We start from the raw sequence: 25,466 nt of genomic DNA, 5'->3' as shown, positions 1-25,466 counted from the left end.
GATCCTACTGACGCGGTCCGGCGAGAAAGCTGCTCGCGTCCACGCCGAGACTCCCGGCGAGCTGGACGGAACGGCTGCGAATCTCGGGCGGAACGGAATTGTCCTTTGCGATAGTCGAAAATAGCTTCGCCGCCTGATCTTTGTGACCCTGCTTGATGAGCGCGAGGCCGGTCATCTCACCGGCCGTGCCGAACCACGGCGCGCCCGGCTTGGCGAGCGGTGCAAGCCGGTCGATGACCTGGCTCGGCTGAAGCTGGTCGAACTGAAGCGCGGTCTGGCGGATGAGCGCCGCGTCGCGGAACGGCTTGGGGAGCGAGCTGTCGCCCGCGATTTCGCCATATTTGGCAGCGGCGAGCTTCAGGTCGTTATCCTCGATCGCCATTGCCGCGCGGGTGAACAGCGCCGTGGCGCGAACGGCCTTGCTGCCATTCTCCGACAAATCGTCGAGTTGCTTGACCGAGGTGCCGCGCGAGCCTTGGCCGACGTTCTTCAGAACCTCCGCGAACTGCTCGACCTGCGCCTCGGACTGCTGAAGCTTGTGGTTCTGCCACCAGATGAAGCCGCCACTCGCGATCAGGAACGCGCCAACAGCGACGCCGACCCACAGCCCATACTTCTTCCAGAAGTCATGGACGCGGTCGCGGCGAAGGTTCTCGTCGACCTCGCGAAGGAAAGTTTCGTTATGCTCCGGAGGCTCCGCCAATTTGTCCTCAGCGCCAAAGTGGATGAATGCCGGGCGCTTCCTTCCCCACCCTCGATGAATGGAAGCTGGCGGCGCTTCGTCTAGCGGCTATGACGTAAAAGGCAAAGGGAACATCAATCCTGCCGCGGCTTCGGCCGATATGTTTGGTCCGCGGTGGGGAAAGTGCGCCCGCGCACTTCCTCCGCATAGGTGCGCGCCGCCTCGCTGATCCGGGCGGCGAGATCGTCGAAGCGCTTCACGAAACGCGGCGTCCGCTCGAACATTCCGAGCATATCGTCGGTGACGAGGACCTGGCCGTCGCATTCGGCCGACGCACCGATTCCGATGATTGGCGCCGCCACCTTTTGCGCAATCGTCGTTGCAATTTCTTCCATCACACCTTCGACGACGATGCAGAAGGCGCCGGCTTCCGACACGGCCAGGGCGTCGCGCTCGATTAGCTTGGCCTCGTCGCCGGTCTTTCCGCGGGCGCCATAGCCGCCGAGGATATTCACAGCCTGCGGCGTGAGGCCAACATGGCCGATCACCGGAATGCCGCGACGAGTCAGGAAGTCGACGGTCGGCGCCATCGCCTCCCCGCCCTCCAGCTTCACTGCCGCGCAGCCGGTTTCCTTCATGATCCGCGAGGCGTTGGCGAAAGCCTGATCAGGCGATCCCTCGTAAGAGCCGAAGGGCATGTCGACGGCAACGAGCGAGTGCCAACTGCCGCGCACCACCGCGGCCCCATGCGCGCACATCATCTCGAGCGTCACCGGGATCGTCGACGGCAGGCCGTAGATAACCTGGCCAAGGCTGTCCCCGACCAGCAGCATGTCGCAGTGCGGGTCGAGCAGTTGCGCCATTCGCATTGTGTAGGCTGTCAGCATGACGAGCGGTTGCTCGGTCCGATACCCGCCTTCGACCTTCTCCTTACGCGCTCGGATCGAGGGCGCGGTCATGCGTTTGCCGGGCACGGGCGTCGGCGTCGCGCGGCTGGTGGAGGTGTCCATTGTGAAAGTCGACATGGCGCGGCCTTCTAACGGCCCGACGTTAACCCCGCCAGTAGAGCGCTGTTACGGGCACGGAACAGAAGGAACTTTGATCGGCTTCCGGACTTACTGATCACAAGTGCGCGGGTACGCCTCGCGTGATTTGATTTTGGAGAATTCCGATGATCGATCGCCGCATGCTTGGCGACATCGGGCTCGCGGTTTTGCTGTCGCTTCCGACAGCGGTTCTTGCCCGCCAGCCCGCCAGCCCCCCGCAACCGCAAGCTTTGTTGCAGGCCAATCAGGCGCCTCTCGCGTTCACAGCGCGATCGTCGCTACGCGCGCATTCCGGCTTCCCGGGCTGATCAGCTGAGCCAACCGCGCTGCCGTGAGTGGCGCGCGAACCAGTAAATCGTCCAGGTCAGCGCTGCGACCACCATCGCAACCAGCAAGTCGTTCGCCGACATATTTTCGCGCAATGGCGTGACCAGAACCAGCCCCGCCAACCAAACGAGCACGGCTGCAACCGACAGCAGCAAGAGCAACTCGCCAGCCTTCTTACGCAGCAACAGCAGGATTGCGCCGGCGAGACCGCCCCAAACCGCCACCGCATAAGCGCCCGTCACCCAAGCCGGCTCCGCATCGAACGCCGCGCGCTGGTCGAGAGGCATGGCCGCCGGGTTGGCGAACACATGCATCAGATAGCTGATGCACCCGAGTCCCATGAACAGCAGCGAGGCGATGGCGGCGACCGTGAACCAGCGGGCTACGGGCTGAGGCTTGTACTGTTCGTCCATTTTGCGTCCCTCTTAGTTGCTGCCCAGGCGCTCTTCCCACTGAGCGCCTTCGGCCAACGAGATGGAATCCAGCACTTTGGTACTCTGGTCGCGAAGCACCGCGAAAGCGCGGCGAATCGCGCACGTCGCCTCGTCTTGGCAGTCGCCACACGGCGCGTAGAAATTGACGCTGGCACAGGACACCAGCGCAATTGGCCCTTCCATCGTCCGAACGATTTCGCCGAATGAAATATCGGCTGCCGGCCGCGTCAGTTGGTAGCCGCCCTTTGGCCCTCGCGCGCTCTTCACCAGACCTGATTTTTTCAGGTCGAGCATGATGAGCTCGAGATATTTGGGCGGGACGCGCTGCGTCTCGGCAATCCGGCTGAGCTGAACTGGCGCTCCGCCCTGCTCCTCGGCGAGGAACAGCAGCGAGCGCAACGCATATCGGGTCTTTTGCGCGATCATCTAACGCAACCGTAGCGCCCGCTGCGACGAGCGCAAAGGTGCGACCTCTTGAGCGTGAACAAGTCTTCATTCCGCTGAAATCATGGGGTGATGCCGCGGCGGTTAGTGGGAGCTTCGGCTCGCTCCGAGCCCACATTCGACGGAGTTCAACCAAGATGAAACGCATCCTGATCGCTTCCCTCGCCGCCCTCAGCGTTGTCGCGGCCCCGGCTGTCGCCGCCACCACCGCGAAGGCGCCCGTCAAAGCCGCCAAAGTTCAGAAGAACAAGCTGGCCGACTCGAAGGCCGCCAAGAAAGCCGCCAAGGCCCCAAAGTAAGCCTCTCCCGACGGTTCGTCCGCCCGGCATCCCCTCAGCCGGGCGGGCACCCTCCAGCGGTACGAGAGCCGGATGAACTGCATGTAACCTCGCAGCCACCGGGCTGAGAATTGCCGCGCCCTAGATTCACCCCGCCCCGAAATTTTGGCGGGAATAAGGAGGAAGACATATGAAAGCGTTGATTGCGTCCATGACAGCGCTTGGCCTGATCGCATCTCCGGCACTCGCCCAGACCACGACCACCAAGACCACCACCACGAAGACGACGCCGGTCGCCGCCAAGGGCGCGGCCCATGCGAACGTCAAGCACCACAGCAAGCGTCATCACAAGCGCAAGCATCATACGGCCACGCACAAGACTTCGCACAAGACCGTCAAGAAGATCACGGAAACCACCAAGACCAAGTAAACTGAACCGCTTCCGTGCGTCCCGGCTAGGGGTTGCCGTACTTCCCCTCGGCACGGCGCACGGAAGCTACTATCTTAGCGCTGAACAGCCAGGCTGGAGTAGCAATGGGACGAAAGATCCTGCTTGTTGAGGATGATCGCGAGACCGCGGATTACCTCGCCAAGGGCCTGACCCAGGAAGGCCATAGCGTCGAGCAGGCGACGAACGGCCAGGACGGCCTGTTCCGCGCCACCGACGGCAGCTTCGACCTCATCATTCTCGACCGCATGTTGCCGGCACTCGACGGCCTGTCGGTGCTGAAGGCGCTGCGCGCGGCAAGCATCGATACGCCGGTGCTGATCCTCTCCGCGCTCGCTTCCGTCGGCGATCGCATAGAGGGGCTGGAGCACGGCTCCGACGATTATCTCGTGAAACCCTTTTCCTTCGCCGAGCTTTTGGCGCGCGTGAATGCGCTTCTGCGCCGCCGCGAGTCACGGATCGATCCGGCCGAGCACCGCCTGACGGTCGGCGATCTCGAAATCGATCCGCTCGCGCGCTCCGTGAAGCGCAGTGGCAAGAAGCTCGACCTCAAGCCACGCGAGTATCTGTTGCTCGAATATTTCGCTCGTAACGAGGGCCGCGTCGTGACCCGCACCATGCTCCTTGAGCAAGTATGGGATTACCATTTCGATCCAGGTACCAACGTCATCGACGTCCACGTCAGCCGGCTTCGCCGCAAGCTCGACGATGGGTTCGAAAAGCCGCTTCTGCATACGGTGAGGGGCGCGGGCTACATGCTCGCGGCGTAGCGGTTATAGCCCCATCCGTGCCTACGACGTTGCGAATCGCCCTGCTGGCGGGCTTCCTTGCGCTGCTCGCCAACCTTGCAGTCATAGGATTCATCTACTTTCGGACACATGACGAGGCGGTCAGCACGCTGCGCCAGCAGGTGGTCGAGCAAGGCCGTGTGCTTGCCGACGTGTACCGATCCGGCGGTGACGCTGCGCTCGACGACGCGATCAACGACACGATCAGCTACGCCGATCCACAGACGGCCGTTGCGCTGTTGGACGCTAACGGGCGCGAACTGAAAGGCAATATCGCGGAGCCGCCGCCCGGCGGACGCATCGAGGGTTATCGCAACGGCTTCCTGCGCCTGCGCGGCCAGCCAACGCCGCGCGAAGCCGCCGTCGTCATGCATCGCCTTCCCAACGGCCAGTGGCTGGTTAGCGGGCGGATTTCCAGCGATGGCCTGGCCATTCGCGAGACGCTCGAAAGCTCGCTCCTCATCGCTCTGGTCATGGCAAGCCTGCTCGGCCTCGCCTGCGGCGTTATCCTTGCGCATTACGTTGGCGCGCGCGTCCGCAACATTGCCGTGGTCGCCGACCGCATCAGCGGTCACGACCTTAGCCAGCGCGTTCCGCTGTCTGGCGCAGGCGACGCCTTCGACCGGCTGGCGCAGCAGATCAACGCGATGCTCGACCGGATCGAGCGCCTGATGAAGGAGCTCACGATGCTAACGGACTCCCTCGCCCACGACCTTCGCTCGCCGGTCAGCCGGATGCGCTCAGCGGCGACGGCGGCGGCGGAAACGAGCGACCCGCGCGAGCAGGAAGAGCTGCTCGGAAGCGTCATCCGCCAGGCCGATCAGTTGATGCGGATCCTCACCGGCGTGCTCGAAATCAGCCGCTCTGAAGCGCTCACCGGCCGCAAGCAGTTCAACTGGTTCGACCTTGGCGAGCTCGGTGCGGAGCTGACCGAAATGTACGAGCCCCTTGCCGATGAAGCCGGCGCGACGCTCGAATATGACCGCCCGGCGCGCGCAATTCCTATGTTCGGTCATCGCCAGTTGCTTGCCCAGGCGCTCAGCAACCTCATCGAGAATGCCGTTCGTTACGGATCGTCGGGTGGCGAAATCCGGATCGCCGCGAAGAGCGACGGCCGGAATGTCCGGATCGAGGTCGCCGATCGCGGCCCCGGCATTCCGGCGGAGCGGCGCAGCGAAGCCAGGCGCCGCTTCGGCCGCCTCGATTCCAGCCGATCCAACGAGGGCGCCGGCCTCGGCCTCGCGCTGGCAGAGGCAATCGCGCACCTCCACGACGGGACTCTTCTGCTCGAGGACAATCATCCCGGCTTGCTAACCGCGCTCGAACTTCCGCTTCGTCCGGGCGAGGAGGGAAAGGTGCGAGCCGCCTAACTGCTGCGACAAAGGCCTCCGCCCTGTCGACGAGAAGCAGCATCATTCCCGACACTCGTTCGTTTAACCTTGCGGATCAGTAACGGAGGCCGATCATGGCACACGGGTATCTTCACGATGAATTCGACCGCGACTTTGGCGGCAGCGATCGCGACCGCGACGATCGGTGGCGCGAACGCTCGGAACGCGATTGGCGGGGACATGATCGCGACTGGCAGCAGCAAGACCGAGGCTCGCAGGACCGCGATCTAGGGCGCGGCGATTTCATGTTCGGCGATCGCGAGCGCGAGCGCGGCGGCGAGCATCGCGGCTTTTTCGACCGCCTTGGCGACAGGGCGCGTGAAACCTTTGGCGGCGGTGACCGCGACGAGCGCAGATACAGCAGCTGGGACCGGGAACGCGGCGAAGGCCGGCGCGGCGTCAGCAGCCATCCCGACGATCATTATCGCAGTTGGCGTGACAAGCAGGTCGAAGCGCTCGACCGCGACTATGCCGACTATTGCCGCGAGCGCGAGCAACAGTTCCACAACGACTTCGACAGCTGGCGCCAGAAACGCCAGGGCCTCCGTGTCGGGACAGGCCTGGAACAAGGCAGCGGCGCCGATGAGCAGTTTTTCACGCCACAAACCACGGCCGTAGGCAACACGATGACGACCAGTGAGACCCACGAGCCGCAAACGACGACAGAACCCGAAGACACGGTGACGCTCGGTACTCAGCTAGGCCGTCGCCGCTAGGCCATCGGTCAGCCCATTGGAGCGCGGCCCCCGGGGCCGCGCTTCTTCGTGCCAGCGCCGCAATTTTCATGTATCGTCCCGCGATCTCTGTAGCGGGAGACAAGAATGTACAGTGTTCGTTCCGTTGTCGCAGCCGCCGCCTTGGCATTCGCCAGCGCTTCTTCGGCCGACCAGACATCTCAGAGCGGGGCTTCACCTGCTGGCGTCCCGAAGGTCTGCCAATATGTTGTCAGCGCCGATCCGGGCGCCAAGCCCTACGAGCTATGTCTCACGCGCGAGGAGTGGACCGCAAAGAAGCTCGCCGATTCGAAGGACGCGAACCGGCAGGTCTGCCATTATGAGGAGACGCCCGGAACGCGGCTGCGCTCACGCAAGGTGTGCATGACCGCCACCGAATGGGCCGAGCAGCGCCGCCTCGAACGCGAAGCCGTCGAAAAGATCCAGCAAAGCGTCTGCGTGCCCGGCGCGGGCTGCTAGGCGGTCGCAAGCGCCCGTTCAGTCAGGATGAAAGATGACTGAGCAGGCCAGGATGATAGGCAGGTGAACGGCGTAAACCGGGAACGACAGACGCCCTAGCCGGTCGCAAAATTCCGGCGCCGCCGCCATCGCCCGCGTGCCCGCCAGCACAACCAGCGGCATCGCGATGACAGCGAGCATTTCGCTCCACCAGGCGAGCTGCCAGGTCACCGCCATGATGATCATGACCAGCGCCACTATTGGCACTGCGGCCGGCAGATGCGGAAGCGACTGACGCAATCGAGACCGGTAGAGGAGCATGCCGGTTACGTATCCGAACACTACTTGCGGAAAGCCAAGGACGAAAATCGCGGTCGTGTCACCGACCGCCGTGCTGCCAACCGAGTAGGAGCCGATGGTGAACGTCGTGAGTGCAAGGAAAGCAATGACGGCCAGAACCCTCTCGCCAAGTAACCTGAAGATGCTCGCATGGAGGACGTTGGCATCGGCTCGAAGAACAGCGACCACTGCACGCCATCGAGCGGGTAAATGCCTGCCTGCGCGCCAATAAGCGGAATGAACGCGAAAGCCGCAGCGGCCAGAAATAGGCCCGCAGCGACATAGTGAACCTTGAAACAGAAATAGATGAAGCCGACGACGATCCCGGCCCACATCGTGGGAACAAGACGTCGCAACCTGATGTGCACGAATTGCCTTATAGTGAGGCCTTGCCGAAACCGCTCGTCATATGCCTGGCTCATGACGAAGCCACTGAGCACGAAGAAGAAGTCGACGGCGATGAAACCGCCGGCCAGCGAGCGCGGCCAATTGACCGAGATATGATGAAATACGACGAGGAAGGCCGCGACGCCCCTTAGGCCATCGAGCACCAAGTAACGTTCGCCATAAGCACGACCACAATAGGAAGTTTTGCCTCTAGCCTTCGATGACGACTTTGGACCCGACCTTCGTCAGGCCGTAAAGCTTCTCGGCGAACTTCATCGGCAGGCGGATGCAGCCGTGGCTAGCAGGATAGCCCGGGTTGTTGCCGCCATGAAAAGCGATCCCGTAGCCGTCGATGCGCTGCATGAACGGCATCGGCGCATTGTCGTACTTCTTGGACCGGTAGAACGGCCGCTTTTCAAGGATCGACCAGAACCCGAGCGGCGTGACCATGCCGCGCTTGGCGCTCGACACGGTCGATGCGCCGACCAGCTTGTCGCCCCGATAGACGTAGGCCATCTGTGTCAGCAGATCGACGACGATGCGGGTTTCGCCCTGCGGGATCGTCGACGCGACGACATATTCTCCAGGCTTCAGTCCATGTCGTCCGAACGTGTCAACCATGTCCTTGTACGCCTGCGGGGCGTTGCCCTGCGTCCAACGGTACGGAACCTCATGCGAGACCGGCTCCGGCGGTGGCGCTGCCTGCACCAGCCTGGGCGCCGGAACCGTGTCGCAGCCTGCAAGCGCTGCAGCCGTTAGCACCGCAACCGAGAAATTGAGGAATTTGCCCACTGATCCGCCTCGTTTGACTAGTCGACGAATGAACAGCCGAAGCCAAGGCCCGGAGTCAATGAACCGGTAAACGGCAAGTTACTGTTAACTCGCCAATATCGCGATCACTGCATCGTGCGGAAGTTGAGGAAGGCCATGGTCAACAGTTGCCCCGCGACGATGATGGCGACCGCACCATGGAGCTTTTCGTTGCGGCTCTTGATTGCAGCGAGAAGGAGCAGCGGGCGCATCGCGACGAAGCTGAGGTAGATCCAGCCGAGCGACGCGAGGTGCGCGACGCCTTTGACTGCCGAGTCCGCGAAATCCATCAGGCCGAAAACCAGGATCAAGCCCAGAAGCCACCGGCGCCGCGAATAATAATAAGCGCGATAGCTTTTGTAGTGGCCGAGGTCCGACGGCATCAGCACCGCACAGATCATGTAGAGCATGACCGCGAAGCCGATAACGAACAGGTACAGCTCGAACGTCCAATGCGCCATCAACGCCAGCTTGAACTCCCACCACCACAACAGCAGCGCGTTGAGGAAGATCGTGCCGACCCACAGCAGGTGGACCCAGTAGAGCTTCTCGCGGTCGGGATGCTGGATGAACCGGGCGACGCCCTGAAGCAAATGCGTGACCGCCAGGCCGACGATCACGGATGCCAGCACCATCACATAATTGAAGAAATCCACTCGCCGCCCCCCAGCTGACGCGCCGAGGCTACAGGGATTCTATTCCCATTCAATCGTGCCAGGAGGCTTCGACGTGTAATCGTAGACGACGCGGTTGATGCCCTGCACTTCGTTGACGATGCGGGTCGCGACGCGGCTCAGGAAAGCGGCGTCGAACGGATAGACGTCGGCGGTCATCCCATCAACGCTGGTGACGGCGCGAAGGCCGCAGACATAATCGTAAGTGCGGTAATCGCCCATCACGCCGACGGTGCGGACGGGGAGCAGCACCGCGAAGGCCTGCCAGATGGCATCGTAGAGGCCGGCGTTGCGGATTTCCTCGAGATAGACGGCGTCGGCCTTCCGGAGGATGTCGCATTTTTCCTGCGTGACCTCGCCGGGGATCCGGATGGCGAGGCCCGGGCCCGGGAACGGGTGGCGGCCGACGAAGGCGTCGGGCAGGCCGAGCTCGCGGCCAAGCTCGCGCACCTCGTCCTTGAACAGCTCGCGCAAGGGCTCGACGAGCTTCATGTTCATGCGCTCGGGCAGGCCGCCGACATTGTGGTGGCTCTTGATGGTGACCGACGGGCCACCGGTGAAGCTGACGCTCTCGATGACGTCCGGATAGAGGGTCCCCTGCGCGAGGAAGTCGGCGCCGCCGATCTTCTTTGCTTCCGCCTCGAACACATTGATGAACTCGGCCCCGATGAACTTGCGCTTCTTCTCGGGGTCGGTGACGCCTTCGAGACCGCCGAGGAAATCCGCGCTGGCGTCCACGTGGACCAGCGGGATGTTGTAGCTGTTGCGGAACAGCGAGACGACCTGCTCCGCCTCGCCTTGCCGCATCAGGCCGTGGTCCACGAACACGCAGGTGAGCTGGTCGCCGATCGCCTCATGGATCAGCACAGCCGCGACGGCGCTGTCCACGCCCCCCGACAGGCCGCAGATCACACGGCCCTTGCCGACCTGTTCGCGGATGTCGGCGATCTTGGCATCGCGGAAGCCCGCCATCGTCCAGTCGCCCGCGCAGCCGCACACGTGCCGCACGAAATTAGCGAGCAGCTTGCCGCCGTCTGGCGTGTGCACGACCTCCGGATGGAACATCAGGCTGTAGCGCTTGGCCTCTTCGTTGGTGGCGATGGCGTAGGGCGCGCCTTCGGAACAAGCGACGACCTCGAAGCCCGGCGCGAGCGTGTCGACGCGGTCGCCGTGGCTCATCCACACCTGGTGCTTTTCGCCGACGTTCCACAGCCCGTCGAACAGGCCGGACGGCGAGACGATGTCGATGAACGCGCGGCCGAACTCGCGCCGGTCGGAGCTGACGACCTTGCCGCCGAGCTGCTGATGAAGCGTCTGCTGGCCGTAGCAGATTCCGAGCAGCGGAAGGCCGCTGTCGAACAAGACCTGCGGCGCGCGCGGGCTGTTTTCGGCGGTGACCGACGCCGGACCGCCAGAGAAGATGACGCCCTTGGGCTGGAGCCGCTCGAACGCTTCCTCGGCGGAATTGAACGGCGCGATCTCGCAATATACGCCGGCCTCACGGACGCGCCGCGCGATCAGCTGCGTCACCTGGCTGCCGAAGTCGACGATGAGGATGGATTCGGTGGGTTGGACCGTCATGGCGAGCCGATAGTGAGCCACGCCCTCTGAGTAAAGTTAAGTGGTAACTTAAGTGATTTGCACCAAGTCTGACTGCGTGATAGTTAAGCCTATGCTTAACGATTCGCCGCATCTTGATCGTGCCTTCTCGGCCCTCGCCGACCCCGTGCGCCGCGGCATGCTCGCTCGTCTTAGCCGTGGCCCCGCTTCGGTTAGCGAACTCGCGGCCCCTCTACCCATGAGCCTGCCGGCGGTGATGCAGCACCTCAAAGCACTCGAAGCGAGCGGCCTCGTTGCCTCGCGCAAGAAAGGGCGCGTGCGCACTGTCCGCCTCGAACGCGAAGCGCTCAGCCAGGTCGAGACCTGGCTCACCCGGCGACGCCAGGAATTGGAGGCTCAGCTCGACCGCTTCGAAGACTATCTCGCCACCTTGCAAACGACGGAGGAATTTGATGGCCGGAGTATTTGATCTGGTGCTGGAGCGCACGCTCAACGCACCGCTCGACCTGGTGTGGGAAGCTTACACGAAGCCTGAGCATCTGAAGCGCTGGTTCGCGCCCCGGCCATACGAGATTACGGAGATCGAGCTCGACCTGAAACCCGGCGGGATTTTCCGCATCCGCATGGTCGGCCCCGATAATTTCGACACAGGCCACGGCACGCCCGGCTGCGTGCTTGAAGTGATCGACAAGCAGAAGCTCAGTTGGACCAGCGCGCTCGGCCCTGGGTACCGGCCTAACGAGATGGGCGAAGGCTGCGAATCATTCCCCATGACCGCCATCGTCACCTTCGCCGACGCCGGTGACGGCAAGACTGCCTACAAGGCCGTCGCGCTGCACAGGAATGAGGCGGACCGGGAGACGCATGAGAAGATGGGCTTCCACGACGGCTGGGGCACGGTCGCTAAGCAACTCGAGGAACTGGCGCGGGAGTTGGCGGTCAACGCCTGACGCTCAAACGAAATGCACCGGAGCCTTTCGACCCCGGCGCATCTCGTGACGAACTTGCTGCCCTTTAGTAGCGGCGGTAGCCGTACTGGGAGTAATCGTAGTTCTGCGGCGCGTAGCCGTTGTTGTAACCGTTGCCGTAGCCATAGTTCCGGTTGGCGCCGTCGATGTCCACATCGGCGATGTAACCGCGGTAATCGGTCTTGCACTTAAACGTCAGGTCGGCCGGCGCCTGGCCCCCGTACCCGTTGTTGTAACCGGCATAGCGACCGCTGGTCGCAACGCCGCGGATGGTGAGGCCACCGCCCGAACGCTGCTCGATGCGGCTGATGCCGAGGACGCGGCCGCCACCGTAATTGCCGTAACCGCCATTATAGCCGTAGCCACCGTTGAGGCGCTGCTGCACGGCAGCGGCGCACTGGTTGATGACGACCTGCTGGTTGTTGCCGTAGCCGCCGCCGTAGCCGCTGTAGCCGCCATAGCCACCGTAACCGCCGCCAAGCACCTGGCTCAGGACTTGCCCGACAACGTTGCCGCCGCCGCCATAGCCATAACCCGGATAATATTGCGCCGAAGCCGGCGCCGCACTTGCGAGCGCAACCGCGGCAGCGCCGCCCGCCAGGATGATCTTGAAAGCGTTCATGACCCTGTTCTCCATCGATTCGCCCACGCAGAACGCGCGGCGATCAAGGGGGATGCATATCGTTACGGCGTTGCAAGAATGCTGAACGGTCCGTTTGCCGCCGTTCAGGTGTCTTAAGAAAAGCACCGCAGGATCAGCAGCTTAGCGCGTGGAATCCAAGCCCGTGAAATGCCCCAGGAACGAATAGACGTCCGAATATTCCTCGATGATCTTGGTGATCGGCTTACCGCTGCCGTGGCCGGAGCGGGTGTCGATGCGGATCAGGTGCGGGGCCGAACCCGTGCCCTCAGTCGCCTGCAGCTTGGCAATATATTTGAAGCTGTGACCCGGAACAACGCGGTCGTCGGTATCGGCGGTGACCGCGATCAGTGCCGGATAGGCCTTGCCGCCCTTGATGTTGTGATAGGGCGAATAAGTCAGCAGCGTTTTAAAGTCCCCTTCCTTATCCGGGTGGCCATAGTCGTCGACCCAATAGCGGCCGGCGGTGAACTTATCGAAGCGGAGCATGTCCATCACGCCGACGCCCGGGCTGACGGCGTCGAACAGGTCGGGACGCTCATTGGTCACCGCGCCGACAAGCAGGCCGCCGTTCGAGCGGCCGATCGCCGCGAGGCCCTTGGGCGCTGCGATGCCGTGCGCCTTCAGATATTCGCCCGCCGAGATGAAATCGTCGAAGACGTTCTGCTTGTTGGCGAGGCGGCCGCCGTCGTGCCACGCATTGCCGTACTCCGCGCCGCCGCGGATGTTCGCCAGCGCATAGACGCCGCCGCGCTCTATCCAGGCGATGTTCGCGGGGTTGAAGCTCGGCGTCACCGAGATGTTGAAGCCGCCATAGCCGTAGAGAAGTGTCGGCGCCGGGCCGCTCGTCCCCTTTTTGCGGACGATGAACATCGGGACCTTCGTCCCGTCCTTCGACTGGTAGAATTGTTGCTCGACGGAAATCGTTTCCGGATCGAAGGTCAGCTTCGGCTCGGCCCAGGCCGACTCCTGCCCCGACGCGGTGTCGTAGCGGTAGATCGTCGTCGGCCGGTTGAAGCTGGTGAAGGAGAAGAAGGTCTCCGGGTCGGTGCTCTTGCCGTAGAAGCCGCCGACGGTGCCGATGCCCGGCAGGTCGATGGTCGAGAGCTTGTTGCCGGTCAGGCTGTAGACTCGCGCCTCGCTCTTGGCGTCGACGAGGTAGCTGGCGATCAGCTTCCCGCCGATCATGCTGACGTCGGATAGCGCTTCCTTAGCTTCGGGCACCACGGTCGCTTCGGTCGCGCCGGCGCGACCGACGTCGACCGCCGCGACACGCTTTAGCGGCGCATCCTTGTCGGTCGCGAAGTAGAAACGCATTCCGTCGTTGCCGACATAGGCCCACTGGTTCTTGCGGCCGGTGAACAAAGCGATCGGCTTCAGCCCCTGCTTGCGCAGGTCGATGACGTGAACGTCATTCTCGTCGCCCGCTTCGCTCGTCGAGATCACCAGCCAGCGACCGTCGTCGCTGACTTGGACGTAATGGTTAAGCTTGGGGCTCGCCGCCGTCGCGTAGATCAGGCGGTCGGCGGCCTGCGGCGTGCCGAGCTTGTGGAAATAAATGCGATGGTTGAGCGTCGCGTTCTGGAACGTCGCTTCTGCCACTGGCGCCGGGTAGCGCGAATAGAAGAAGCCGGTGCCGTCCTTCGCCCAGGCGACGCCGCCCGAGTACTTCAGCCATTTGAGCTCGTCGGTGCGGAGCTTGCCGGTGGCGACGTCCATCACGCGGACCGTGCGCCAGTCGGTGCCGCCGTCCTGAACGGAATAAGCAAGCAGCTTGCCGTCGTCGCTCGGCGTCCATTCGGCAAGCGCGGTGGCGCCGTCCTTCGACCAGCCGTTGGGATCAATCAGCTGGCGCGGCTCGCCACTGAGGCCGTCGCGGACGAACAGGACCGACTGATTCTGCAGGCCGGTGTTGTGCTGATAGAAATAGTGGCCACCCTTTTTCACCGGCAGGCCGTAGCGCTCGTAATCGTAGAGCGCGGTCATGCGCTGCTTGAAGAAGCCGCGGAGCGGCAGCGTCTGCAGAAAGGCGTCGGTGACCTTGTTTTCGGCCTCGACCCAGTTCGCGACCTCCGGATCGTTGCGGACGTCATTCTCGAGCCAGCGGTACGGGTCGGCGACGGGCACGCCGAACTGCGTCTCGACGACGTCGACGCGCTTCGCCTGCGGGTAGGCGAAAGCCGGCGCGGCATGCGGGGCTTGTGCAGCGGATGACATGGTCGGAGTCAGCGCGACGGCGGAAGACAACAAGACGGCAACAAACAACCTCCGGCGCATCGAATACTCTCCCCAAACAAAAAGCGCGGCTGCCGGGATAGCAACCGCGCTTCGGAATTCAATTGCCTGACAGGCGCTTAGGCCGCTTCGAGCTCGTCTTCGTTCATCACCGGGCCGCTGTCCTGGCCCTTGGCGCTGACGTCGCGATCGACGAACTCGATGATCGCGATCGGCGCTGCGTCCGACATGCGGATGCCGGCCTTGATGATGCGGATGTAGCCGCCGTTCCGGTCCGCGTAGCGCGGCGCGAGGACGTCGAACAGCTTGGCGAGCTGCGTTTCGTCCATCAGGCGCGACTGCGCGAGACGGCGGTTCGACAGGCCGCCATGCTTGGCGAGCGTAATCAGCTTCTCGACGTAGGGGCGAAGCTCCTTCGCCTTGGCCGTCGTCGTTGTGATCTGCTCATGCTTGATGAGTGCTGCCGCCATGTTGCGGAACAGGGCTGCACGGTGGCTTGAGGTGCGCTGAAGCTTACGGCCGCCAACACGATGGCGCATAGGTCATTCCTTTCGTTCGTCTGGAGCCCGTACGAGGTAGCTCCGGCCACGCAGATCTTGAGGGCGCCTGCGTTTTGCCCAAATGACAACGGCGAGCGCTTGGGCCCGCCGGACGCGCGCCCTCAAGCGGAAAAGCGCAAACAAGTCAAGGTTCCGGAACTTAGCGGCCGCCGTGCGGCGCGCCATCCGGATAGGGATAGGTGACCTTGATGAACGAGCCTCCGTTCGGGTCGGGCCAGAAGGCGATCAGGAAATCTTCCGTCTTGCCGCAGAAATTGGCCTTCCAGTCCTCGTAGCCTGCCTGGTCGGAGTCCACGCGGTAATCGGCGGACCTCGGGACCCGCGATGGCGAGATGACACTCGTCTGGATTACCGAAGGCGCGGGGCAGTCAAACGCCGCGCCGAAATAAGTGACGTTCTGCAGGATGTCCTTGAGCAGTTCACCGTCTGCGTTGCTATGCCCGACGACGCGGACGGGAACCCCCGCCGTGCCGGCGGAAGACGCCAGGGCGACCGCAACTGCGGTCATCAGAATGCGGCGCATGATCTCTCTCCCCCTCAAGGGAGATTATCATAGATCAAGAAAATTAAGCAATTTCAGGAAGGACGCGACGTCCGCCAAGTGCTGGCTGCGAGCCGCACGACCAGCGGCGACAGGCCGCGATGGCTCGACGCGTGGTAGATCGAGTTCGCCTCCAGCTCCTTGCACAGGCGACGGTGTGCCTCGCCCAGCGCATGATACGGCAGGCCAGGAAGCAGGTGGTGGAGCGCGTGGTAGCGCAGCCCGACCGGAGCCCATAGTGCGGGCAGGGTGCCCGGCGGCGGCACGTTGACGCTGTCGAGATATTGCGCGGTAACGCTCATCGCTTCACCGTCATTCTCCCACAGATGCGCGACGAGCGTGCGAATCTGGTTGAGGAACATCACGCCGGAAGCAACGCCGAGGAAGATCAGGAAATCGCGCAGCGGAACGACGCCGGTCGCGACCATCGTCAGCAGGGCGATCGCCCACACGCTGCACGCTGTTTCCTGCCACGCCCAGTCGCGCGCGAATTCCCCTTCCGGCTTCGGGCGCACGAACTTGGGATTAATCTGCAGGCCCGAGTAGCGGCCGACGACCAGCGCGCGCAGCTTCGGAAACAGCATCGACAGCGGCGCGAGGATACCGAAACGGATGAGCATGCCGACCGGCGCCAGCGCGGCGGCGATCAGGAACACCGGCAGCGTCCACGGATGCATCAACGCGAGCGGCAGATATTCCGGATCTTCGACCGTCCCGTAGTAGCGCTTCGCATGGTGCTGGTTGTGCACCCCTTCGTACATGAAGCTCGGCACCAGAAGCGGCACGCCGACGATGAGGTTCCAGACGAAGCGAAAGCCCTTCACCGCGCCCTTCTTAATGTGCGTCAACTCGTGAATGAACGAGCCTGCGCGGTAGAGCGCGAGAATCCCGATCAGCGCCGCGACAATCGCCAGCGGGGTCGAAGGAGCTAGCATCGCCCCGAACAGGCCCGCATAACCCAGCGCTGCCGAGCCGAGCATGTCGCCCCAGTAGATCGACGACTTGGGAACGTTGAGGTCGCGCGTCAGGTTCGCCGCGGCCTTCAGCATGGTCGCGTCGTCCTTGATGCGCGAACTCGCGGGCTGCATGGATGCAGCGCGGTTCGCCGAGCGTTCGAGGGTCGCCGTTTGGTTCATAAGCCTTTGCGGGTATTTGCCGTTTACGCAGAGATAGTGGCGGGACTTAGGCGTCTCAACCTTAACTGGCGCTTGGCGTGATCAGCCGCTAGCCACGCGCCATGACCAGCGCCGCCGTAACGATCCGTCCTGTCGTGACCAAAAAGGACAAGAAAAGCTTCGTCGACTTCGCCTGGGAGGTCTACAAGAACGACCCGGCCTGGGTCCCTCCGCTGAAGGACGAGGTTCACGGCCTCATCACGCCCGGCAAGAACCCGTGGTTCGAACATGCCAAGGCGCAGCTCTGGCTCGCCGAGCGAGACGGGAAAATCGTCGGACGCATCAGCGCGCAGGTCGACGAACTGGTGCTCGAGCATATGGGCGCCGGCACCGGCCAATGGGGCATGTTCGAAGCGCTCGACGGCGAGGCTGCGGCCGCGCTCATCGCCACCGCCGAGGACTGGCTCCGCAAGCAGGGCATGACGCGCGCGCTCGGGCCGATCAGCTTGTCGATCTGGGACGAGCCGGGCCTTGAGATCGAAGGCTTTGACGAGCCGCCTACGGCGATGATGGGCCACCACCGGCCCGAATATCAGCCGTGGATCGAGGCGGCGGGCTACGGCAAGGCCAAGGACCTCGTCACTTACTCACTGGATATTTCGAACTGGAACGATCCGCTGATCAACCGGCTGATCGCGGCGGGCGAACGCAACCCGAAGATCCGCATCCGGATGGTCGACAAGTCGAGGTTCGACGAGGAAGCGCGGTTGATCCTCAACCTGCTAAACGACGCCTGGTCGAACAATTGGGGCTATGTCCCGCTGACCGAGGCCGAGATCGCCTATGCCGGCAAGAAGCTGAAGCCGATCATCTTCAACGAACTGGTGCGCATTGCCGAGGTCGACGGTGAGCCGGTCGCGTTCATGCTGACTATCCCGGACATCAACGAGCTGACCAAGGACCTCAACGGCGAGCTGTTCCCGTTCAACTTCATCAAACTGCTGTGGCGCCTGCGCAAGCCGCGGACGCAGCGCCTGCGCGTGCCGCTGATGGGCGTGGCGAAGAAGCTCCACCACACACGCCTCGCGAGCCAGCTCGCCTTCATGATGATCGAGTATACGCGCCGCGAAGGCACGACGAAGTACGGCGCGACGCATGGCGAGTTTGGCTGGATCCTGGAGGACAATAAGGGAATGTTGTCGATCGCCCAACTGCCCGGTGCCGAGATCAACCACCGCTACCGCATCTACGAGAAGGCGCTCTAAGCCGCCCACTTTCAACTTATCTCCAGCGCATTGCTTGGCCGGAACGAACCGGCCATGGGACTAGGAACGTTGCCGCAACGAACTGCGTTGTCGGCAGGGGAAACGGTGAAAGAGGAGAAGAACATGAGAAGGATTGCGCTTCTTATTGCCACGACAGGCTTCTTGTCGGCATGCGCAACGACGCCGCCGCCGATGCAGACGTGCCCGGACGGTTCGCAAGTTGCCGCAGGACAGCCCTGTCCTCCGCCACCGCCGCCGCCGCCACCGCCGCCGGTCATGTGCCCGGATGGAACCTCGGTCCCGGCTGGCGCTACCTGCCCGGTCCCACCGCCACCGCCGCCTCCACCGCCGCCACCTCCGACGCACGCCGGTGAGCGCGGGTAAAGCTTAGCCAGGGTCGGCGCAGGCTTCGGCCTGCGCCGCATCCATGTGCAGGAGCTTAGAAGGCGCGCTCAGGCGCTCGGCGGCTCCCACAATTCGACGGGGTTGCCCTCAGGATCGTGAACGCGGGCGAATGAGCCGACGTTCGGGTCGTTCCACTCGTCACGGGTCTCGACGTTGATACCGGAATTCTTCAGCCGCTCTACGAGCTGCGCGAGATTGGTGACGCGCAGGTTGAGCATGAATGCCTTGTCGGCCCGGAAATAGTCGGTGTCGGCCTTGAACGGCGCGAACACGACCGGCCCGCCCTTTGCCTTCCACACCCATTCCTCGGCTTCTCCGGCGCCCGGCGCGGCGCAACCGGATCCGACGTTCAAATGATCGCGATACCAGGCCGTGAGCGCCTCCGGGTCCTGCGCCCGGAAGAACAGGCCACCAATCCCGATCACCCCCATCGGCGCCTCCTGAACCTTTGCTGCGAGGATATCACACAGGCTCGCCGAGAATGGCTAGAGTCTGCTTCTACCAATCCCGCCACCATGCCCGCCTCTGCGACAGCGCCAAATTCTGGCGCAATCAGTCCACAATCTACCGAACTTTGCACCTCATACTGTGTTAGTGAACCACTACAGTAAGTTTTCGGGGCGGAGATATGAGGTTTGCAGCAACCATGGCATGCGCAGCGGCGATCGTGCTGGCCAGCAGCGGCGCCGGCGCGGAACCGGTGGTGACAGGATCGGTAGCGAAAGCGGTCGACGAGAAACTCGTCGTTGCTGATCTCAGGCGGATTATTGCAGCCAATTACGTGCTCGCTGACGTCCGGTCGAGGCTGGACGCTGCGCTCGTGAAGGGGCTGGCTACGGGTCGCTACTACGTGGGCGATCCCGGAGAGCTGGTCGACCGGATCAATGCGGACATGAAGGCGGTCGCGCACGATGCGCATCTCGGCATGCGCTACGACCCCGCACAGCAAGCGCAACTCGCTGCAAGGCCAGCGGGCTCGGGTGCAGACGATGCGCCACCGAGCGACGATGAAATCCGCCGGGCGGCCAAGTTCAACTACGGCATCGTCGAGATGAAGGTGCTGCCTGGAAACATCCGCTACATCGATCTGATGGGGTTCTTCTGGGGCGGCCAGACCGCCGCAGCGTACGATAACGCCATGCGCTTCCTGAAGGATGGAGACGCCGCAATCATCGATATCCGCCAGAACGGAGGCGGCAGTCCGCAAGCAGTACAGTATCTTGTCAGCCACTTCCTCGAGCCCAATCGGCCGATCGTCACGTTCTACATGGGCGCGAACAAGGTCGACCATTTGTCCAGCCTCGCGTCGCTCCCTGCAGGACGGCTGGTCGGAAAGCCGCTGTACGTGCTGACCAGTGGGATGACCGCCAGCGCGGCCGAAGAATTTACAGGGCACGTAGCCGGATTCAAGATTGGCGAAGTCATCGGACAGAATACGGTGGGTGCAGGCTTCCGGAACGAGTTTTTCCCGGTTTCCGGTGGGTACGTCGTCAGTGTTTCCATCGGTCGGGCCGTTCTTGCCTCGACGGGGAAGGACTGGGAAGGGGTCGGCATCGCTCCGACCACGAAGGTCGAGGCGGACGACGCGCTCGAAGTCGCACAGGTCCATGCCCTGCACCGCATCGCATCGACAGCAAGCGGCATGGAAAAGCGCATGCTCGAATCGCGCGCCATGCTTCTCCAGGCCAAGCTAAGTCCGGTCGCCACCGCGCTTCCGATTGAACGCTACGCTGGCGTCTACGACGGTGGCCGGTCAGTGACGCTCGAAGGCGGCGCACTAAATTACCAGCGCATTGGAGGGCCGAAGGTCGCGTTGATTTCGGTCGGTGCCAATGAATTCGGCTTCAGCGAAGATCCGCTCTCACGCATCAGCTTCACGGTATCAGGCGCGGGCGTGACGGGCCTGAAGCTGGTTCGCGGAGACGGTTCGACCGTCGAAGCACCACGAGCGCGCTGACCAAATGGGTCGAAATGGTTTCCAGTTCGTTCTGCCAAGATGGCATCATTCAAAAATCCGACTTTTCAGGACCGTGCGGGTCAAGCTGCGGCGGCCAAGCAGAAGGCATTGGAGCAACTCCGGCTTAGGCCTGAGCCCGACGACGCTGAGCTTGCTCAGAGAAAGGCGGCTGAAGCATCAAGAAAGGCGGTTCGGGCGGAGAAGTCCGCCGCGAAGAAAGCAGCAGCCGAAGAAGCAGCTCAATTAAAGGCACGAGCCAAGGAAAAGGCCTCCGCGCCGGCGCCTACTGAGGCCGATCGAAAGGCCGCACGCGATGCTCGCTACGCAGCCAGGCAGGCCCGCATCAATCGTTGATCTGGCGCTTAACTGGCGGCGAGCATGCGCAGAGGAGTATCTCGCAGTCGCGAGCTAGGTCAGTCGCTTGCGGTTTGCCCGAACTCGTTTTCCATAGATGGTCAACGCCTTGCGCGCCGCGGCCTCGGTGCTTGTTACGCCACCGCCGGCTAACGCCCCAGCCAACTCCAAGCCCGCCTCGGTCTTTTCGCTGACCATCCGTTTCATTTCCAAATCTGCGGCTGGTCCACCGGCCATCACGCGCCAGGAGCGAAGCGCCACGACCATGCCGGCGTCTGCCCACAGTTTCGATGCATCGAATATGATCGCAGACCATTCGGAAGCAGCTTTGGATCGAGTCATGAGAGTCCTTGAAAGTGAGGAGCGCCGCCGAACGGCGACGCTCCTCGACTGAGGTTTTATTGGGCTGTCGCCATCCGCGGCTGGGTCGTGCTGTGGCCGCCGTTACGCGACAGGATTTCGCTAACTGTTTCCGACGAAACGCTATCGTCGTTGGTATCAACGGAGACGAAGATGCCGCCGTCATTGATCCGGCCTTCGTAATAGGTCGCATCCTCGTCGCTGACGCCATGGTCCTTGAGAAGGCCCGTCAGGCCGCCGGCGACTGCGCCCGCGCCCGCGCCGATCGCAGCGGCGCCCGGGATCGCCGAACTGGCGATGGCACCGGCAGCAGCTAGCGGACCGACGCCCGGGATCGCCAAAGCGGCGACGCCAAGAATGGCGCCAATACCGGCGCCTCCGAGCGCGCCCTTCAGCGTGTCACCAATTCCCTCCTCGGCCTTCTCGCCCGCACCGTCGGTGACGGTCGTGCCGTCCCCATCACGGCCGATGAGCGAAAGCTTGCCGCTATCGATCCCTGCGTTGCGCAGTTCGCCGATTGCAGCTTCTGCTTCCAAGCGGCTGTCGAACACGGCCGAAATGATGTTCTGGTTCATGGTGACTCCTGGGAAAAACTCGCCCGCCCAGATGACTAGCGAAGGAGGCGCGGCGACGTTCCTCAATGTCAGGAATAAACTCGTGGGCGACGCATTTTGCCTGCTTTCGAACGCATAGCTACGAAGCGGGCGAGCCGAACCAGAGCTGTGCGCGATGACGCCGCCATCCATCAGCAAGTCACTGCCGGAAAGCGCCGACGGTTCCAACCTCGTCAGGAGTCCCTGTGCGCTTCGTCACCGAACTGTCGATCCTCAGGCATCGACATTCTCCCTTGGCCGCGTTTCGGCGGCCCACTCCGAGGCATATTTGCGGACTTCGTCGAGCTCGACGCGGCCCCATCGCTGGGCATATCCCTCGGGGTCGACCTTCCCGGGCTGGTCGAGCCGTTTCTGCCAGTGGCGCAGCTCCTCGATGTAGGGGGCGCAGGGCACCCGCTCAAAGCTGCTTTTATCGGCGACGTCGTAGATCCCAATCTTGGCCCATTCCTGCGACCACCAATCCGGAACGTCCACGAACGGATAGAGACAGACTCCATGGAGCTCGACGCCGGCATTTATGGCCCTGAATGACTCTTCCATGGTCATCCGCAGCCAATCGGCGCGGTTGTCCTGATAGCCGCTCGTTTCGCCTATAATCATCGGGCGCTGGTAGCGGCTCCACATCATTTGCAGCAGCTCGCTGAGCGGCTTCCGGCGCGGGTCGTGCGGCCCGAGAATCTCGCGCTTCTTGTCCGCGCCGAGCTGGACTTGGCTGTAATGGTAGACATTGACCCCGATGATATCGAGGATCTCGGGCGAGCCTCCGAGCTCCGGCAAGCAGCGCCCCGAGAGTATGTCGAACGCCTCGAAGTCCTCCCGCCGCTCTTCTTGCTCCGCCTCGTCGGCCAGGTCCGGTCGATCGGCGGGCGGAACGGCTTGTATCATCGGGTCGACGTGCACCATGCGCGCTCCGGCATCGACTTCGCGGATCGCCTTCGCGCCCTCGATCGACATCCTGCACAACGCCCGCTTGAGTTCCGCCTCCCGGCCCTTGGCGAATGGGTACATCCAGCCGAGATCGCTCGCGGCTGCCGAGAAGAATGTGATCTCGTTGATCGGCGTGAAGAAGTAGGGACCGTCGGCGCTGCTGGTGACGAACTGGGCGACAGCCCGGCAATAATCCACGAAGCGTTTCCGGCAGTCGTCGGTCAGGGGATCGCAATCGTCAGGAAAGCCGTAGTGGCATAGGTCCCAGATGGGCGTGATCTTGCGTTCGGTCGCACTATCTTGAACCGCCTTGACGGTGAACCAATCATAACGACCGCCGCCGAGATCGACGCTGGGCCACCGCACGGCCTCGCGAACCACGCCGATGCCGAGGTCCATCGCCGCCGCGAGATCCCGCTTCAAGTGGCGGTCGTGCCCCGTCGCAACGACATAGTCCTTTCGCTGGCCGTCCTTCCAGACGAAGGTCGAACATTCGAAGCCGGCCATAAAGAATGTCGGAAAGATTGCGGCGCCGGACGAAGAAGCAGTTTCAAGCATGGGAACCCTTTTCGTTTGTCCCGGCAAAACGGCCATAACCGACAAACTCACGGATGAAGGAGTGGGTTCAGCCGCTCGCGGTTCAAGAACTGCGAAGCGGATCTTTGTTTAGCTGCTGAGCTAATGTCGGCTTTCGACCCAAAGCAGACGTTAAGACGACACTTGAGCACGTCCGTGGAAGTCCTGATTTCCGACGCGGAGCTGAGACGTCATGTTGTGAGACGTGCAAGGTCCTAACCTCACGACCAACGTTTCGCTCTCGGTGCTTGGCTGCGCGGCCAAGTGCGTTAGACGGTGCGGCAATTGTGCATTCGCAGGGGCCATGTCTCGGCACGAGTTGGAACCAACCCGGGGAGCCTCATATGCGTAAGATTGGCGCGCTCGCAGCTAGCGTCGTTTTCTGCATTGCTCTTGGCAGCTGCAGTAAGCAGGACAAAGAAGCTGGGTCGTCGCCAACGAGTGGCCCTGTGCCAGAAGCGTCAGTGGGTCCCGCCGCGGACAAGCTGATGGAAGAGGCGCAGGCTACGTTCAAACCGATTCCGCTCGGTGCGCCCAGGCTTGAAGGCAACGAGTCGACGCCCGAGAAACTGGCTTTAGGCCGGATGCTCTATTTTGACCCGCGCTTGTCCGCCAGCCATGCAATCAGCTGCGCCTCTTGCCATGCGATCGGATTGGGTGGGGCCGATAATGAATCGACTTCCATTGGCCACCGTTGGCAACGTGGTGGGCGCAACGCCCCGACTGTGTTTAATGCCCGTTACAATGTCGCGCAGTTTTGGGATGGCCGTGCCAAGGACCTATTCGAGCAGGCCGGTGGCCCCATGATCAATCCCGTGGAAATGGCCTCACCACAGGAACATATCGAGGAGCAACTCAAGAGCCTCCCGGCGTACACTGTCTATTTCGCCAAGGCATTTCCCGGGAGCGCGCACCCGGTTACGTTAGACAATGTGCAGAAGGCCATAGCGGTGTTCGAAGCAACACTGACCACTCCCAATGCGTCATTCGACAAGTACTTACGCGGCAACAACGACGCCCTCGATACCCGGCAAAAGGCAGGCCTGCGGCTTTTCATGGATAAGGGCTGCTCCGCCTGTCACAACGGCGTGAACGTTGGTGGCGGCAGATATGCGAAATTTGGCGTCGTGTCCTCCCCCGGCGAAAAGCTGCTGCCGCGCGGGGACCTAGGCCGGTTCGCGATCACCAAAAACGAAGCGGACCGCTATGTTTACAAGGTGCCGACGCTGCGCAACATCGCGCTGACGGCGCCGTATTTCCACACTGGTCAGGTGTGGGACCTTAACGAGGCGATTTCCGTCATGGGCAAGGTGCAGCTCGGCGCTGACCTGACACCGGACGAGACAGCGAAGATGGCGGCATTCCTTACCAGCCTGACTGGCGAAACTCCCCGTGTGTACATCCCGGCACTGCCCCCGAGCGTCGCGACGACCACGCGACCGCAGGATTGAGACCTCGGATATAGTGTCGCCCGCGACCACTAATGTCCGCCTTCCAGCCATACGGGCCATTATGCGATCGACATTCGTGACCCGAGTTTCCCAAATCGGCCGTTATGGCGTGGGCGCTACGATGGTCGGCTTTTTCACGGCCTTCGACCAGGCGGCGACCTGATAGCCGCGTTCCTGGAGGCAGCCTGACATTGCGGCCTTGATCGCGCGTTCCTTCTTGGCGCGCTTGATCTTGGCCATGCCCCAGGCGCCGCCGATGACGGCAAAGGGAAGTAGCACGACGGTGGCGCTGGCTGCTGCCAATCCGGCATATCCCCCGGCGGAAGCGAGCGCACCGCCAGCGACAGCAGTCGTCGCGCCCGCTGCGGCGCCGGCGCCCGCAGATCCGCCCCTGCCGCTTGCGTTGAGCTTGCCGTCGGCCAGCAACTGGCGGCAGGTCGCGTAAGCTTCGTCGAAGTCAGTCTGACTTGCGACCGGAGTCGAGATCGTCGGGTTAAACTCTCGCGGCCGCGATGAGCAACCTTCCAAGGTCAGAACTATCGCAAGCGTCCACGCGACCGACTTGTTGCCCATCATTCCCCCCACTCGAGCCGCTTGAGACTCTGCCCTTAACCGGATTGTGGCAGTCTTTTGAGCGATTTGCGACCCACGGCCGCGCGACGTTAGGCACCGGCGCGCGCAGGTGTTACTCAGCCGATGTTCTGAATGCGGGGCGTGG

The 25,466-nt window shown here is 62.8% G+C and carries 32 protein-coding genes and 1 pseudogene; 14 read left to right on the top strand and 19 right to left on the bottom strand.

Features of this window, described 5'->3' with window-relative positions; translation table 11 throughout:
• Positions 1–4: 4 nt before the first annotated feature.
• Together ABD704_RS12330 and panB are read right to left on the bottom strand one after the other, a co-directional pair.
• Complete coding sequence (locus tag ABD704_RS12330) at positions 5–703, bottom strand: tetratricopeptide repeat protein (protein WP_344699994.1); 699 nt, start codon at positions 701–703, stop codon at positions 5–7.
• Positions 704–816: 113 nt separating this feature from the next.
• The gene (gene panB, locus ABD704_RS12325) at positions 817–1,707 is read right to left on the bottom strand and encodes a 3-methyl-2-oxobutanoate hydroxymethyltransferase (RefSeq protein ID WP_344699993.1); all 891 of its coding nucleotides are present in this window, start codon (positions 1,705–1,707) and stop codon (positions 817–819) included.
• A 146-nt stretch (positions 1,708–1,853) separates the two neighbouring features.
• Here panB and ABD704_RS12320 point away from each other — a divergent pair, with 146 nt between their 5' ends.
• The gene (locus ABD704_RS12320) at positions 1,854–2,036 is read left to right on the top strand and encodes a hypothetical protein (RefSeq protein WP_344699992.1); all 183 of its coding nucleotides are present in this window, start codon (positions 1,854–1,856) and stop codon (positions 2,034–2,036) included.
• Here ABD704_RS12320 and ABD704_RS12315 read toward each other — a convergent pair whose 3' ends face one another.
• Complete coding sequence (locus tag ABD704_RS12315; RefSeq protein ID WP_344699991.1) at positions 2,037–2,468, bottom strand: hypothetical protein; 432 nt, start codon at positions 2,466–2,468, stop codon at positions 2,037–2,039. It lies immediately after the preceding gene.
• Between the two features lie 12 nt (positions 2,469–2,480).
• Positions 2,481–2,915, bottom strand: a complete 435-nt coding sequence (locus tag ABD704_RS12310) for an RrF2 family transcriptional regulator (RefSeq protein ID WP_344699990.1) — start codon at positions 2,913–2,915, stop codon at positions 2,481–2,483.
• A 155-nt stretch (positions 2,916–3,070) separates the two neighbouring features.
• Here ABD704_RS12310 and ABD704_RS12305 point away from each other — a divergent pair, with 155 nt between their 5' ends.
• From ABD704_RS12305 to ABD704_RS12280, 6 genes are all read left to right on the top strand, one after another.
• Positions 3,071–3,232 carry a hypothetical protein gene (locus tag ABD704_RS12305; protein ID WP_344699989.1) on the top strand — a complete coding sequence of 54 codons (162 nt, stop codon included), beginning with the start codon at positions 3,071–3,073 and terminating at the stop codon, positions 3,230–3,232.
• Between the two features lie 169 nt (positions 3,233–3,401).
• Complete coding sequence (locus ABD704_RS12300; protein ID WP_344699988.1) at positions 3,402–3,641, top strand: hypothetical protein; 240 nt, start codon at positions 3,402–3,404, stop codon at positions 3,639–3,641.
• A gap of 104 nt (positions 3,642–3,745) precedes the next feature.
• Positions 3,746–4,429 (top strand): winged helix-turn-helix domain-containing protein, encoded by a 684-nt coding sequence (locus ABD704_RS12295; RefSeq protein ID WP_344699987.1) that lies wholly within the window; start codon positions 3,746–3,748, stop codon positions 4,427–4,429.
• 17 nt (positions 4,430–4,446) lie between these two features.
• Entirely contained in the window at positions 4,447–5,817 is a 1,371-nt protein-coding gene (locus tag ABD704_RS12290) for a HAMP domain-containing sensor histidine kinase (protein WP_344699986.1), read from the top strand.
• A 95-nt stretch (positions 5,818–5,912) separates the two neighbouring features.
• Entirely contained in the window at positions 5,913–6,554 is a 642-nt protein-coding gene (locus ABD704_RS12285; RefSeq protein ID WP_344699985.1) for a hypothetical protein, read from the top strand.
• 105 nt (positions 6,555–6,659) lie between these two features.
• Positions 6,660–7,031 (top strand): hypothetical protein, encoded by a 372-nt coding sequence (locus ABD704_RS12280; protein ID WP_344699984.1) that lies wholly within the window; start codon positions 6,660–6,662, stop codon positions 7,029–7,031.
• Between the two features lie 18 nt (positions 7,032–7,049).
• Here ABD704_RS12280 and ABD704_RS12275 read toward each other — a convergent pair whose 3' ends face one another.
• The 5 genes and pseudogenes from ABD704_RS12275 to guaA all read right to left on the bottom strand — a co-directional run bounded on the left by ABD704_RS12275 (position 7,050) and on the right by guaA (position 10,801).
• Positions 7,050–7,538 (bottom strand): acyltransferase family protein, encoded by a 489-nt coding sequence (locus ABD704_RS12275; RefSeq protein ID WP_344699983.1) that lies wholly within the window; start codon positions 7,536–7,538, stop codon positions 7,050–7,052.
• A 95-nt stretch (positions 7,539–7,633) separates the two neighbouring features.
• Positions 7,634–7,900: pseudogene (locus tag ABD704_RS14700) on the bottom strand (acyltransferase family protein); the annotation flags it as partial.
• Between the two features lie 46 nt (positions 7,901–7,946).
• A complete protein-coding gene (locus ABD704_RS12265; RefSeq protein ID WP_344699981.1) occupies positions 7,947–8,528 on the bottom strand; it encodes a L,D-transpeptidase family protein in 582 nt (193 codons plus the stop codon).
• 104 nt (positions 8,529–8,632) lie between these two features.
• Positions 8,633–9,202, bottom strand: coding sequence for a hypothetical protein (locus tag ABD704_RS12260; RefSeq protein WP_344699980.1), 570 nt, complete (start codon positions 9,200–9,202; stop codon positions 8,633–8,635).
• Between the two features lie 39 nt (positions 9,203–9,241).
• Positions 9,242–10,801, bottom strand: a complete 1,560-nt coding sequence (gene guaA / locus ABD704_RS12255; protein ID WP_344699979.1) for a glutamine-hydrolyzing GMP synthase — start codon at positions 10,799–10,801, stop codon at positions 9,242–9,244.
• Between the two features lie 91 nt (positions 10,802–10,892).
• On the opposite strand from guaA, the gene ABD704_RS12250 reads away from it, so the two are divergent.
• Together ABD704_RS12250 and ABD704_RS12245 are read left to right on the top strand one after the other, a co-directional pair.
• Positions 10,893–11,249, top strand: coding sequence for an ArsR/SmtB family transcription factor (locus tag ABD704_RS12250; RefSeq protein ID WP_344699978.1), 357 nt, complete (start codon positions 10,893–10,895; stop codon positions 11,247–11,249).
• On the top strand, positions 11,233–11,730 hold the full coding sequence (locus ABD704_RS12245) for an SRPBCC family protein (RefSeq protein ID WP_344699977.1): 498 nt from the start codon (positions 11,233–11,235) through the stop codon (positions 11,728–11,730). Before ABD704_RS12250 ends, ABD704_RS12245 begins: the two co-directional genes overlap by 17 nt.
• A gap of 64 nt (positions 11,731–11,794) precedes the next feature.
• Here the strand turns inward: ABD704_RS12245 and ABD704_RS12240 are convergent, their stop codons facing one another.
• The 5 genes from ABD704_RS12240 to ABD704_RS12220 form a co-directional block, all read right to left on the bottom strand.
• Positions 11,795–12,370 carry a hypothetical protein gene (locus ABD704_RS12240; RefSeq protein WP_344699976.1) on the bottom strand — a complete coding sequence of 192 codons (576 nt, stop codon included), beginning with the start codon at positions 12,368–12,370 and terminating at the stop codon, positions 11,795–11,797.
• A gap of 141 nt (positions 12,371–12,511) precedes the next feature.
• Entirely contained in the window at positions 12,512–14,665 is a 2,154-nt protein-coding gene (locus ABD704_RS12235) for a prolyl oligopeptidase family serine peptidase (RefSeq protein WP_344699975.1), read from the bottom strand.
• A 77-nt stretch (positions 14,666–14,742) separates the two neighbouring features.
• A complete protein-coding gene (gene rplQ / locus ABD704_RS12230) occupies positions 14,743–15,162 on the bottom strand; it encodes a 50S ribosomal protein L17 (protein WP_344699974.1) in 420 nt (139 codons plus the stop codon).
• Positions 15,163–15,322: 160 nt separating this feature from the next.
• A complete protein-coding gene (locus ABD704_RS12225; protein ID WP_344699973.1) occupies positions 15,323–15,706 on the bottom strand; it encodes a hypothetical protein in 384 nt (127 codons plus the stop codon).
• Between the two features lie 53 nt (positions 15,707–15,759).
• Positions 15,760–16,860, bottom strand: coding sequence for a fatty acid desaturase family protein (locus ABD704_RS12220; protein ID WP_344699972.1), 1,101 nt, complete (start codon positions 16,858–16,860; stop codon positions 15,760–15,762).
• A 101-nt stretch (positions 16,861–16,961) separates the two neighbouring features.
• On the opposite strand from ABD704_RS12220, the gene ABD704_RS12215 reads away from it, so the two are divergent.
• Together ABD704_RS12215 and ABD704_RS12210 are read left to right on the top strand one after the other, a co-directional pair.
• Positions 16,962–18,104, top strand: a complete 1,143-nt coding sequence (locus ABD704_RS12215; RefSeq protein WP_344699971.1) for an N-acetyltransferase — start codon at positions 16,962–16,964, stop codon at positions 18,102–18,104.
• 170 nt (positions 18,105–18,274) lie between these two features.
• Positions 18,275–18,478, top strand: a complete 204-nt coding sequence (locus tag ABD704_RS12210) for a hypothetical protein (RefSeq protein ID WP_344699970.1) — start codon at positions 18,275–18,277, stop codon at positions 18,476–18,478.
• Positions 18,479–18,556: 78 nt separating this feature from the next.
• Here ABD704_RS12210 and ABD704_RS12205 read toward each other — a convergent pair whose 3' ends face one another.
• Positions 18,557–18,940 carry a VOC family protein gene (locus tag ABD704_RS12205; RefSeq protein ID WP_344699969.1) on the bottom strand — a complete coding sequence of 128 codons (384 nt, stop codon included), beginning with the start codon at positions 18,938–18,940 and terminating at the stop codon, positions 18,557–18,559.
• Between the two features lie 197 nt (positions 18,941–19,137).
• Here ABD704_RS12205 and ABD704_RS12200 point away from each other — a divergent pair, with 197 nt between their 5' ends.
• Entirely contained in the window at positions 19,138–20,466 is a 1,329-nt protein-coding gene (locus ABD704_RS12200) for a S41 family peptidase (RefSeq protein ID WP_344699968.1), read from the top strand.
• Positions 20,467–20,505: 39 nt separating this feature from the next.
• On the top strand, positions 20,506–20,820 hold the full coding sequence (locus ABD704_RS12195) for a DUF6481 family protein (RefSeq protein ID WP_344699967.1): 315 nt from the start codon (positions 20,506–20,508) through the stop codon (positions 20,818–20,820).
• Between the two features lie 54 nt (positions 20,821–20,874).
• Here the strand turns inward: ABD704_RS12195 and ABD704_RS12190 are convergent, their stop codons facing one another.
• The 3 genes from ABD704_RS12190 to ABD704_RS12180 all read right to left on the bottom strand — a co-directional run bounded on the left by ABD704_RS12190 (position 20,875) and on the right by ABD704_RS12180 (position 23,279).
• On the bottom strand, positions 20,875–21,162 hold the full coding sequence (locus tag ABD704_RS12190; protein WP_344699966.1) for a hypothetical protein: 288 nt from the start codon (positions 21,160–21,162) through the stop codon (positions 20,875–20,877).
• A gap of 56 nt (positions 21,163–21,218) precedes the next feature.
• Complete coding sequence (locus ABD704_RS12185) at positions 21,219–21,755, bottom strand: hypothetical protein (protein ID WP_344699965.1); 537 nt, start codon at positions 21,753–21,755, stop codon at positions 21,219–21,221.
• Between the two features lie 252 nt (positions 21,756–22,007).
• Positions 22,008–23,279, bottom strand: a complete 1,272-nt coding sequence (locus tag ABD704_RS12180; protein ID WP_344699964.1) for a glycoside hydrolase family 1 protein — start codon at positions 23,277–23,279, stop codon at positions 22,008–22,010.
• Between the two features lie 362 nt (positions 23,280–23,641).
• On the opposite strand from ABD704_RS12180, the gene ABD704_RS12175 reads away from it, so the two are divergent.
• The gene (locus tag ABD704_RS12175; RefSeq protein WP_344699963.1) at positions 23,642–24,748 is read left to right on the top strand and encodes a cytochrome-c peroxidase; all 1,107 of its coding nucleotides are present in this window, start codon (positions 23,642–23,644) and stop codon (positions 24,746–24,748) included.
• Positions 24,749–24,850: 102 nt separating this feature from the next.
• On the opposite strand, the gene ABD704_RS12170 is transcribed toward ABD704_RS12175, so the two are convergent.
• Positions 24,851–25,321: a hypothetical protein gene (locus ABD704_RS12170; RefSeq protein WP_344699962.1), complete on the bottom strand. Its 471-nt coding sequence runs from the start codon at positions 25,319–25,321 to the stop codon at positions 24,851–24,853.
• Between the last annotated feature and the right edge of the window lie 145 nt (positions 25,322–25,466).

The sequence above is a fragment of the Sphingomonas limnosediminicola genome, from assembly GCF_039537965.1.
GTDB lineage: Bacteria > Pseudomonadota > Alphaproteobacteria > Sphingomonadales > Sphingomonadaceae > Sphingomicrobium > Sphingomicrobium limnosediminicola.
This window is presented reverse-complemented; position numbering and strand designations above follow the sequence as displayed.

Bases quoted from the DNA above. Each gene is read 5' to 3' on its own strand.
- guaA (WP_344699979.1), bottom strand. From the start codon at position 10,801: ATGACGGTCCAACCCACCGAATCCATCCTCATCGTCGACTTCGGCAGC.
- ABD704_RS12180 (WP_344699964.1), bottom strand. From the start codon at position 23,279: ATGCTTGAAACTGCTTCTTCGTCCGGCGCCGCAATCTTTCCGACATTC.
- ABD704_RS12300 (WP_344699988.1), top strand. From the start codon at position 3,402: ATGAAAGCGTTGATTGCGTCCATGACAGCGCTTGGCCTGATCGCATCT.
- ABD704_RS12320 (WP_344699992.1), top strand. From the start codon at position 1,854: ATGATCGATCGCCGCATGCTTGGCGACATCGGGCTCGCGGTTTTGCTG.
- ABD704_RS12220 (WP_344699972.1), bottom strand. From the start codon at position 16,860: ATGAACCAAACGGCGACCCTCGAACGCTCGGCGAACCGCGCTGCATCC.
- ABD704_RS12205 (WP_344699969.1), bottom strand. From the start codon at position 18,940: ATGGGGGTGATCGGGATTGGTGGCCTGTTCTTCCGGGCGCAGGACCCG.
- ABD704_RS12285 (WP_344699985.1), top strand. From the start codon at position 5,913: ATGGCACACGGGTATCTTCACGATGAATTCGACCGCGACTTTGGCGGC.
- ABD704_RS12250 (WP_344699978.1), top strand. From the start codon at position 10,893: ATGCTTAACGATTCGCCGCATCTTGATCGTGCCTTCTCGGCCCTCGCC.
- panB (WP_344699993.1), bottom strand. From the start codon at position 1,707: ATGTCGACTTTCACAATGGACACCTCCACCAGCCGCGCGACGCCGACG.
- ABD704_RS12185 (WP_344699965.1), bottom strand. From the start codon at position 21,755: ATGAACCAGAACATCATTTCGGCCGTGTTCGACAGCCGCTTGGAAGCA.
- ABD704_RS12200 (WP_344699968.1), top strand. From the start codon at position 19,138: ATGAGGTTTGCAGCAACCATGGCATGCGCAGCGGCGATCGTGCTGGCC.
- ABD704_RS12280 (WP_344699984.1), top strand. From the start codon at position 6,660: ATGTACAGTGTTCGTTCCGTTGTCGCAGCCGCCGCCTTGGCATTCGCC.
- ABD704_RS12215 (WP_344699971.1), top strand. From the start codon at position 16,962: ATGACCAGCGCCGCCGTAACGATCCGTCCTGTCGTGACCAAAAAGGAC.
- ABD704_RS12295 (WP_344699987.1), top strand. From the start codon at position 3,746: ATGGGACGAAAGATCCTGCTTGTTGAGGATGATCGCGAGACCGCGGAT.
- ABD704_RS12310 (WP_344699990.1), bottom strand. From the start codon at position 2,915: ATGATCGCGCAAAAGACCCGATATGCGTTGCGCTCGCTGCTGTTCCTC.
- ABD704_RS12170 (WP_344699962.1), bottom strand. From the start codon at position 25,321: ATGGGCAACAAGTCGGTCGCGTGGACGCTTGCGATAGTTCTGACCTTG.
- ABD704_RS12315 (WP_344699991.1), bottom strand. From the start codon at position 2,468: ATGGACGAACAGTACAAGCCTCAGCCCGTAGCCCGCTGGTTCACGGTC.
- ABD704_RS12245 (WP_344699977.1), top strand. From the start codon at position 11,233: ATGGCCGGAGTATTTGATCTGGTGCTGGAGCGCACGCTCAACGCACCG.
- ABD704_RS12225 (WP_344699973.1), bottom strand. From the start codon at position 15,706: ATGCGCCGCATTCTGATGACCGCAGTTGCGGTCGCCCTGGCGTCTTCC.
- ABD704_RS12210 (WP_344699970.1), top strand. From the start codon at position 18,275: ATGCGCAACGACGCCGCCGCCGATGCAGACGTGCCCGGACGGTTCGCA.
- ABD704_RS12195 (WP_344699967.1), top strand. From the start codon at position 20,506: ATGGCATCATTCAAAAATCCGACTTTTCAGGACCGTGCGGGTCAAGCT.
- ABD704_RS12235 (WP_344699975.1), bottom strand. From the start codon at position 14,665: ATGCGCCGGAGGTTGTTTGTTGCCGTCTTGTTGTCTTCCGCCGTCGCG.
- rplQ (WP_344699974.1), bottom strand. From the start codon at position 15,162: ATGCGCCATCGTGTTGGCGGCCGTAAGCTTCAGCGCACCTCAAGCCAC.
- ABD704_RS12175 (WP_344699963.1), top strand. From the start codon at position 23,642: ATGCGTAAGATTGGCGCGCTCGCAGCTAGCGTCGTTTTCTGCATTGCT.
- ABD704_RS12190 (WP_344699966.1), bottom strand. From the start codon at position 21,162: ATGACTCGATCCAAAGCTGCTTCCGAATGGTCTGCGATCATATTCGAT.
- ABD704_RS12240 (WP_344699976.1), bottom strand. From the start codon at position 12,370: ATGAACGCTTTCAAGATCATCCTGGCGGGCGGCGCTGCCGCGGTTGCG.
- ABD704_RS12305 (WP_344699989.1), top strand. From the start codon at position 3,071: ATGAAACGCATCCTGATCGCTTCCCTCGCCGCCCTCAGCGTTGTCGCG.